Origin of the sequence: Clostridium sp., assembly GCF_051654825.1 — a bacterium.
Classification (GTDB): domain Bacteria; phylum Bacillota; class Clostridia; order Clostridiales; family Clostridiaceae; genus Clostridium.
In genome coordinates this window covers 1-8,593 of sequence record NZ_JBOFYU010000245.1, presented here as the reverse complement: position 1 = coordinate 8,593, position 8,593 = coordinate 1, and the positions used below count along the sequence as shown (strand labels likewise).

Sequence of the window (8,593 nt, the reverse complement as noted above, 5' to 3'; positions counted from 1 at the left end):
TCTATATGAATCTATCATCATTCTAACATCTGAAGATTTTATTGATATTACTATATCAAAAAAGTCTAATTCTTCTAATATTTTAACATGTCTTAATGCAGATTCTACTAGCCCTTCTGCCGTAGGTTTTCCATCTCTCTCTAATATATCTTTTTCTAATGAGCCTGAGTTCACTCCTATTCTTATTGGAATATTTTTAGCCTTAGCAGCTTCTGCTACTAGTTTAACTCTTTCATCACTTCCAATATTACCAGGATTTATTCTTAATGCAGAAACTCCATTTTTTATAGATTCTAAAGCTAATCTATAATCAAAATGTATATCTGCAACTACAGGAATTGGTGATTCCTTACATATTTCCTTTAGACTTTCAGCAGCTTCCATATCTGGAACTGCACATCTTATAATTTCACAACCCGCTTTATATAAATCATTAATTTGACCTAATGTGGCTCTTGAATCTCTTGTATCAGTGTTAGTCATAGATTGTATTGAAACCTTAGCGTCTCCACCTACATAACAACTTCCTACCTTTACTTTTCTCGTTTGTCTTCTTTCCATATCTATCTTCTCCTAAAACTTAATAGGGAATAATATATCCTTTATTGTAACTAATATCATAAATCCAAATAATAACATTAGCCCTACATAATTTATTGTCCCTACTATTTTTTCCGGTACCTTTCTCTTCGTAATTAATTCTATTAATAATATTATTGTCCAACCACCATCTAAGGCTGGGAATGGTAACATATTAAATACAGCTAAGTTTATACTTATAAATGCAATAAAGTACATTAAATTCCATATACCATTTTTAGCTGCCTCACTTGACATTTTAATAATAGTTACTGGTCCACCTACATCTGTTTTAAAGTTAGCTTCTCCTGTAACCATCATTTTTAAACCTTTAAATGTTTGACCTACCATGGAAGCTGTTTGCTTAAAACTTTCTTTGAAACTTTCCATAATAGTTGGATTTTCTTTTTCACTAAATGCAAATCCTATTATATATCGTGATGCTCCATTTTCTTCAACAAGCTTCGGAGTTACAGTTACTTCTTTTTTCTCACCATTTCTTTCAATGAGGAAATCCACTGGTTTATCCTTTGCCATATTAATTCCAACAACGATATCATCAGCAGCAAAAACCTTACTTCCATCAACCTTTAAGAACTTATCCCCTTCTACTATACCGGCTTCATATGCAGGTGAACCAGTTGTAACTTCTCTTACTTCTGGCATTCTATATCCAAACTTTGTTAAGAATATAGTAAATATTAAAATAGCAAATACAAAGTTCATAAAAGCACCTGCTATAATTACACTTATTCTTCTTAATGGAGATTTTGATGAAAAGCTTCTTTCATCTCTACTTTCTTCTTCTTCTCCTAACATTTTAACATATCCACCTATCGGAAATAATCCTATTGAATATTTAGTTTCTCCCCCTTGTGTTGAAAATATCTTAGGACCCATTCCAATTGCAAACTCTTCAACTTTTATACCATTTACCTTCGCCATTACAAAATGTCCTAATTCATGGACAATAATAAGTAAGCTAAAACCCAATAATGCAAATATAATATACACTTATTTTTCCTCCTAACTCCATCTACCTCTTATATACTCTCTTACTTTCTTATCTAATTCTATAATATTATCTAAAGTTATTTCTTTAGACTTTTCTCCTTCAAATTCTTTTAGAGATTCTTCTATTATTTCTGGGATTTCTATGAATTTAATTTTTTCCTCTAATAATAATGCAACTGCTTCTTCATTAGCTCCATTTAATATTGTAGGTGATAATCCACCTTCTTTTCCTGCCTCATATGCTAATCTTAAGCATCTAAATGTATCCATATCTGGCTTTTCAAATGTTAACTCTGAAATTTCATAAAAACTTATAGGACTCGCTATTTGCTCTTTTCTTTCTTTTTTGTTTATTGCATATTGTATAGGCAATCTCATATCTGGTGATCCCATTTGAGCTATTATACTAGCATCCTTATATTCAACCATTGAATGAATTATACTTTGAGGATGAACAACTACTTCTATATTTTCATATGGACAATCAAATAAGAAGTGTGCCTCTATTACTTCTAAACCTTTATTCATCAAACTAGCCGAATCTATAGAAATCTTTTGACCCATATTCCATTTCGGATGCTTTAAAGCTTCCTTTACAGTTACATCTTTTAAATCCTGTATAGATCTCCCCCTAAAAGGTCCACCTGATGCAGTTAAAATTATTTTATTAACATCTTTATTTTTATAACCACTTAATGCTTGGAATATCGCACTATGTTCAGAATCAACTGGAAAAATTTCGACTCCCATTTCCTTCGCTTTATTTATAACAAGCTCACCTGCTACTACTAAAGTCTCTTTGTTAGCTAAAGCAATATCTTTCTTTGCTTCTATTGCTTTCAATGTAGGCTTTAATCCTATCATCCCAACTACTGATGTTACAACCATATCAATTTCATCTAAAGACGCTATTGTTTCAAGAGAATTCATTCCGCTTAAAACGTTTATATCTAATGACCTTTCTATGCAATACTCTTTAATTACATTATAAGATTTTTCATCCATCATCCCCACATAACTTGGTTTAAATTCTTCAATTATTTCTTTCATTTTCTCTACTGAAGAATTAGCTGTAACTCCTATAAGCTTAATTTCACCATTAGATTTTCTTATTACATCTAAAGTTTGTGTCCCTATTGAACCTGTAGCCCCTAATATTGAAATCTTTCTCATTCTTACCTCCTAAATCTTTCTTATGTTTCGTAAATTATATCTTTTGCAATTATACAGTAAATAGGTCCTACTAATATACCTACAAATCCAAACATTTTTACCCCTATATATATAGAAAGCATTACCATTAAAGGATGTACATCTAATTTACTGCTTAAAAATTTAGCTTCTAAAATTTCTCGCGTTATCTTTATTAACAGAAATAATGCTACTAACCCAATAATAAGTAAATACTTCTTTATAAGTATATTGTATATTATTATTGGAATAAAAACAATTGCCGTTCCAACATAAGGCAAAATATCTAATATAGCACAAAGTACACCTAAGAATATACTATTAGGAACACCTAGTATTTTAAAACCTATTATAGTAATAAACGAACTAAAAAGAACTAAGAACAATTCTACTTTGAAAACTTCCTTTAAATTTCTCTTCTTGCTAAATATCCCCTTTATTATTTCTTGAGGAAGCAACACATCTAATAAATTATATATTTTTTCTTTATCAACTAAAATAAAATATGTAGATACATTTCCTATAAAGTAAGATAAAACACCTTCTCCAGTTGTAACAGCACCTTGAAGCACTATTGAATTACTTAAAACATTACTTAAAGTCTTTATAATTTTATTTAAATCAAAATGAAGTAATATTTTTATATTATTAATAAAAGTATCTACCTCTAAAGTATTTCTTATGTACATTTTTTGAAATAAACTAAGCAAAGTATTACCAAAATAAAATACTATTATAAATATACTTATATTAACTATAAATATACTTATTATAGCAGAAGTACTTTTCGAAAATTTCAACTTATTTATGCATCTATAAATAGGATGTGTACATACAAGCATTATTAATATTACAAAAAAAGGCTTAAAGTAATTTTTTATAAGTATTGTTATTATTGAAAAAATTAAAAGTAAAAATATCAATGATATTATTTTACTATACCTTTCATAAAATTTCATAGCATAACTCCTTCTATAGTAATACTATGATTATATTAATGCTTTTTATATAAAATTCTAATTTTAATATTTTATATAAGTAATTCTTTTTATAATTTTAATAAATAAAAAAAGTTAAGAGTAAAACTCTTAACTTTTTATATACCTACTATAAATGTTAAATAATAAAATACTACAGTTGCATTAAATAAAATAGAATCAAATCTATCTAGTATTCCACCATGTCCAGGAATAAGATTACTATAATCCTTAATTCCAACATATCTTTTTACTGATGATGCTACTAAATCACCAAATTGTCCCATTACTCCACATAAAGCTCCAATTAAAAAGAAATGTATAATAGCCACTTCTGGAACAAAACTACTTACAATAATTCCAAAAATACCACATCCAATAGTACTTCCTAAAAATCCACCTATAGAACCTTCTACAGTTTTTTTAGGGCTAACTTCAGGGCAAAGTTTTCTTTTACCTAAGTATTTACCTGAATAATATGCAGCTGTGTCTGAAAGCCATGAGCCTAAGAATATTAACCACACTAAATATCCTCCACCAACTTTACCATTTACTAAAGGAATAAAACTAAATAATATTCCTACATAAACAAATCCTAAAATAGTTAATGCTACATCTATAAATGTATATTTTAAATCTATTACAGGAACGCATAACAAAACAAAAGTTCCAAGCACTAATATAAATGTTAAAAGTTCAAAATTATTGCCTGTTATATAAAATAACGCTAGCATTATATACCCTGCTATAGAAATAGGTCTAAATTTCTTTTCTTCTAGTGCATGATAAAACTCATATAGCCCACATACAGAAAGAACTACAGTAAATGCTTTTAACCAAAATCCACCTAAGAATATAAAAATTATAAACGGAGCTATAATTAATGCACCTAAATATCTACTATCCGACTTCACTTATTTCACCTCTATCATTATACTCCACCATATCTTCTATCTCTATTTTGATAATCAAATATAGCTTTATGTAAATGCTCTTCATTAAAATCAGGCCAACACACATTAGAATACCAAAATTCTGAATATGCACATTGCCATAATAGGAAATTACTTATTCTTTGTTCTCCAGATGGTCTTATAATAAGATCTGGATCTGGAATACCTTTAGTATATAAATAGTTTTCAAATAATTCTTCTGTTAAATCTTCTTCTTTTATTTTGCCCATTTTAATTTCTTTAGATACATTTTGAACTGCTCTTAATATTTCATCTCTTCCGCCATAATTAAAAGCTATATTCATAACTACACCAGTATTGTTTTTAGTCAACTCCACTGCTGAACTTACTTCATTTTGCGCTTCTTTTGGAAGTTTAGAAATATCCCCTAGTATATTTATAACTACTCCGTTCTTATTTAATTCTGAAAGCTCATTTCTCATATATTGTACTAAAAGCTTCATTAAAGCTCCTACTTCATCTTCTGGTCTCTTCCAATTCTCAGTTGAAAAAGCATATAAAGTTAGATACTTTATATTAAGAACATGTGCCTCTTTTAGAATTCTTCTAATAGTTTCTACCCCTGCTTTGTGCCCCATGGATCTTGGTAGATTTCTTGATTTAGCCCATCTTCCATTACCATCCATGATAATTGCAATATGCTTTGGAATATTATTTCTATCTATCTCTAAAACTTCTGTGTTTTCTTTATGTTTATTTGACTTAAAAAATCTAAACATACATAATTCCCTCCACCATTTTTATATAAGGAAAAAAACCTGCTAAGAGCAGGTTTTATATTGACATAATCTCTTTTTCTTTAGCAATTATTATTGCATCTACTTCTTTTACAAAAGCATCTACAACTTTTTGTACCTTATCTTCACCAGTCTTTATTTCATCTTCTGATAAATCAGCATTTTTCTTTAATGCTTTTATTTTATCATTTGCATCTCTTCTAATAGATCTTAGAGCAATCTTTGCTTCTTCTCCAGTTTTCTTAACATTTTTAACAAGATTCTTTCTTGTTTCTTCTGTTAGTTCTGGAACTATAAGTCTTATGATTGTTCCATCATTTGAAGGATTAATTCCTAAATCTGATGTAAGTATAGCCTTTTCAATTTCTCTTAAAAGAGTCTTTTCCCAAGGAGTAACTACTAAAACTCTTGGTTCTGGAGCTGAAATATTTGCTACTTGATTTAACGGACATGGACTTCCATAGTAATCAACTTGAATTCTATCAAGCATAGTAGGGTTAGCTCTTCCAGCCTTCATAGTTGAAAGGTCTGAATTTAAAACTGAAATTGTTTTTTTCATTTTTTCTTCTGCTTGCTTAATAATATCTTTAATCATAAAAATCCTCCTTATTTATTAGCTGAAACTAAAGTTCCTATTTTTTCTCCTGAAATTGCTTTCTTTATATTTCCTGGTTCATCTAATCCAAATACTAATATTGGAATATTATTATCCATACATAATGAAGTTGCTGTTGAATCCATTACTTGTAATCCTTGTTCAAGAACCTCTATATATGATAGTGTATCATATTTTTTAGCATCTGAATACTTATGAGGATCTTTATCATAAACACCATCAACTTTTTTAGCTAAAAGAATCACATCCGCTTCTATTTCAGCTGCTCTTAAAGCTGCAGTAGTATCAGTTGAGAAATAAGGATTTCCAGTTCCTGCTGCAAATATTACAACTCTTCCTTTTTCTAAATGTCTAACAGCTCTTCTTCTAATGAAAGGTTCTGCTATTTCTTTCATTTCTATAGCTGTTTGAACTCTTGTCATAACACCACTTTGCTCTAATGAATCTTGAAGTGCTAATGCATTTATACAAGTAGCCATCATTCCCATGTAGTCAGCTTGAGATCTATCCATACCTTCTCCGCTTCTACCTCTCCAAATGTTTCCGCCTCCAACTACTAAACCAACTTCAACATTCATATCAACTAAAGCCTTAACCTCTAAAGCTATTCTCTTTATTATGTCAAAATCAAATCCGAATCCATTTTGACCTGCTAAAGCTTCTCCTGAAACTTTAAGTATCACTCTTTTATATGCACATTTTTCCATTATTAGCACCTCCATAAGCTATTTTGCCACTTATTTTTAAAAAAAGAGAACACTAAAGTGTTCTCATTTATACTATTTAGTCATCTTAGCTACTTCTTCTGCAAAGTTATCTTCAGCCTTTTCGATACCTTCTCCTCTTTCGAATCTAACGTATCCATTGATTGTTATAGCTGAACCAACTTCTTTTGATTTTTCTTGAAGATACTTGCTTATGCTCTTATCTCCATCTTTAACCCAAGCTTGATCTAAAAGACATACTTCTTTGTAGTACTTTTGAATTCTTCCCATTACCATTTTATCTACTATGTTTTCTGGTTTTCCTTCATTTAAAGCTTGAACTCTGTAGATTTCTTTTTCTTTTTCTAAAGCTTCGTTATCTACTTGTTCTCTGCTTAAGAATGCTGGGTTAGCAGCAGCAATTTGCATACAAACGTCTTTAGCAACTTCAGCTAATACTGGGCTATCAACATCGCATCCTAATTCTACAACAACACCAATTCTTCCACCACCGTGGATGTAGCTTTGGATTGCTCCTTTTTCTACATTGAATTTAGCAAATCTTCTTACTGTCATGTTCTCACCTAATTTAGCGATTAATGCAGTTAAAGCTTCTGTTACAGTGTTTTCTTCATTGAATTTTTCAGCAACAAATTCTTCTACAGTTGTAGATGAAGTTGTTGATGCCATTTCTGCTAATCTAGCAGCAAAAGTAACGAATTCTTCGTTAGCTCCAACGAAATCTGTTTCGCAGTTAAGTTCAACTATACCAGCAGTTTTCATATCTTCTGATACGAAAGTCTTAACTACACCTTCAGCAGCAACTCTTCCTGCTTTCTTTGCAGCAGCAGCAAGACCCTTTTCTCTTAATATTTCAACAGCTTTTTCCATATCCCCTTGAGATTCTGTTAAAGCCTTTTTGCAGTCCATCATTCCTGCACCAGTTTTTTCTCTTAATTCTTTAACTGATTGAGCAGTTATCATATTGTGATTCCTCCTAACATTAATGTAAACCTTATTATTTTAGCTTAAAAGGTAACTGAAGTTTCCTTCACTCACCTTTTAAATAAATTACTCAGCTAATTGTTCGCCTTGTCTTCCTTCAATTATACCATCAGCCATTTTTGCAGTTATTAACTTAACAGCTCTGATTGCATCATCGTTTCCTGGAATTACGTAGTCAACTTCTTCTGGATCACAGTTAGTGTCAACTATACCTACTACAGGTATTCCTAAGATTTTAGCTTCTGAAATAGCATTCTTTTCTTTTCTTGGATCAACAACGAACATAGCTCCTATGTTTGTAGCGTCTAAGTTTCTGATTCCACCAAGGTTCTTTTCTAATTTTTCCATTTCACCTTTTAACTTTATAACTTCTTTCTTAGGTAATACTTCAAAAGTACCATCTTGTTCCATAGTTTGTAAAGCTTCTAATCTGTTAATTCTAGTTCTGATAGTTTTGAAGTTTGTTAACATTCCACCTAACCATCTATTGTTAACGAAGTGCATGTTTGATCTTATTGCTTCTTCTTGAATAGCTTCTTGAGCTTGCTTCTTAGTTCCTACGAATAAGACATCTTTTCCTTCTGCAGCAACTTCTTTAATGAAGTTGTAAGCTTCGTCTGCTTTTTTAACAGTCTTTTGAAGATCTATTATATATATTCCGTTTCTTTCAGTGAATATATAAGGAGCCATCTTAGGGTTCCATCTTCTAGTTTGGTGACCAAAGTGTACACCTGCTTCTAATAATTGTTTCATTGATATTACTGACATTTTGTTACCTCCTGGTTTTTCCTCCACT

Annotated in this window: 10 protein-coding genes; all 10 read right to left on the bottom strand. The window is 30.4% G+C overall.

Annotation, left to right across the window (positions count from 1 at the left end):
- Window positions 1–561: flavodoxin-dependent (E)-4-hydroxy-3-methylbut-2-enyl-diphosphate synthase (locus ACRDBA_RS15235; protein ID WP_438573783.1), on the bottom strand; the 561-nt coding region annotated here is incomplete at its 3' end.
- A gap of 12 nt (window positions 562–573) precedes the next feature.
- Complete coding sequence (locus tag ACRDBA_RS15230) at window positions 574–1,593, bottom strand: M50 family metallopeptidase (protein ID WP_438573782.1); 1,020 nt, start codon at window positions 1,591–1,593, stop codon at window positions 574–576.
- A gap of 12 nt (window positions 1,594–1,605) precedes the next feature.
- The gene (gene dxr / locus ACRDBA_RS15225) at window positions 1,606–2,766 is read right to left on the bottom strand and encodes a 1-deoxy-D-xylulose-5-phosphate reductoisomerase (RefSeq protein WP_438573781.1); all 1,161 of its coding nucleotides are present in this window, start codon (window positions 2,764–2,766) and stop codon (window positions 1,606–1,608) included.
- A gap of 20 nt (window positions 2,767–2,786) precedes the next feature.
- Window positions 2,787–3,743, bottom strand: coding sequence for an AI-2E family transporter (locus ACRDBA_RS15220; protein WP_438573780.1), 957 nt, complete (start codon window positions 3,741–3,743; stop codon window positions 2,787–2,789).
- A gap of 137 nt (window positions 3,744–3,880) precedes the next feature.
- Window positions 3,881–4,675 carry a phosphatidate cytidylyltransferase gene (locus tag ACRDBA_RS15215; RefSeq protein ID WP_438573779.1) on the bottom strand — a complete coding sequence of 265 codons (795 nt, stop codon included), beginning with the start codon at window positions 4,673–4,675 and terminating at the stop codon, window positions 3,881–3,883.
- 17 nt (window positions 4,676–4,692) lie between these two features.
- The gene (locus ACRDBA_RS15210; RefSeq protein ID WP_438573778.1) at window positions 4,693–5,454 is read right to left on the bottom strand and encodes an isoprenyl transferase; all 762 of its coding nucleotides are present in this window, start codon (window positions 5,452–5,454) and stop codon (window positions 4,693–4,695) included.
- Between the two features lie 55 nt (window positions 5,455–5,509).
- Complete coding sequence (frr, locus tag ACRDBA_RS15205; RefSeq protein ID WP_438573777.1) at window positions 5,510–6,067, bottom strand: ribosome recycling factor; 558 nt, start codon at window positions 6,065–6,067, stop codon at window positions 5,510–5,512.
- 11 nt (window positions 6,068–6,078) lie between these two features.
- Entirely contained in the window at window positions 6,079–6,795 is a 717-nt protein-coding gene (pyrH, locus tag ACRDBA_RS15200) for a UMP kinase (RefSeq protein ID WP_438573776.1), read from the bottom strand.
- A gap of 72 nt (window positions 6,796–6,867) precedes the next feature.
- Entirely contained in the window at window positions 6,868–7,776 is a 909-nt protein-coding gene (gene tsf / locus ACRDBA_RS15195; RefSeq protein ID WP_438573775.1) for a translation elongation factor Ts, read from the bottom strand.
- A gap of 87 nt (window positions 7,777–7,863) precedes the next feature.
- Window positions 7,864–8,565, bottom strand: a complete 702-nt coding sequence (rpsB, locus tag ACRDBA_RS15190) for a 30S ribosomal protein S2 (protein ID WP_438573774.1) — start codon at window positions 8,563–8,565, stop codon at window positions 7,864–7,866.
- Window positions 8,566–8,593 lie beyond the last annotated feature (28 nt).

Excerpts from the sequence above, each read along its gene's own strand:
- dxr (WP_438573781.1), bottom strand. The coding sequence starts at position 2,766 with ATGAGAAAGATTTCAATATTAGGGGCTACAGGTTCAATAGGGACACAA.
- ACRDBA_RS15220 (WP_438573780.1), bottom strand. The coding sequence starts at position 3,743 with ATGAAATTTTATGAAAGGTATAGTAAAATAATATCATTGATATTTTTA.
- ACRDBA_RS15210 (WP_438573778.1), bottom strand. The coding sequence starts at position 5,454 with ATGTTTAGATTTTTTAAGTCAAATAAACATAAAGAAAACACAGAAGTT.
- frr (WP_438573777.1), bottom strand. The coding sequence starts at position 6,067 with ATGATTAAAGATATTATTAAGCAAGCAGAAGAAAAAATGAAAAAAACA.
- pyrH (WP_438573776.1), bottom strand. The coding sequence starts at position 6,795 with ATGGAAAAATGTGCATATAAAAGAGTGATACTTAAAGTTTCAGGAGAA.
- tsf (WP_438573775.1), bottom strand. The coding sequence starts at position 7,776 with ATGATAACTGCTCAATCAGTTAAAGAATTAAGAGAAAAAACTGGTGCA.
- rpsB (WP_438573774.1), bottom strand. The coding sequence starts at position 8,565 with ATGTCAGTAATATCAATGAAACAATTATTAGAAGCAGGTGTACACTTT.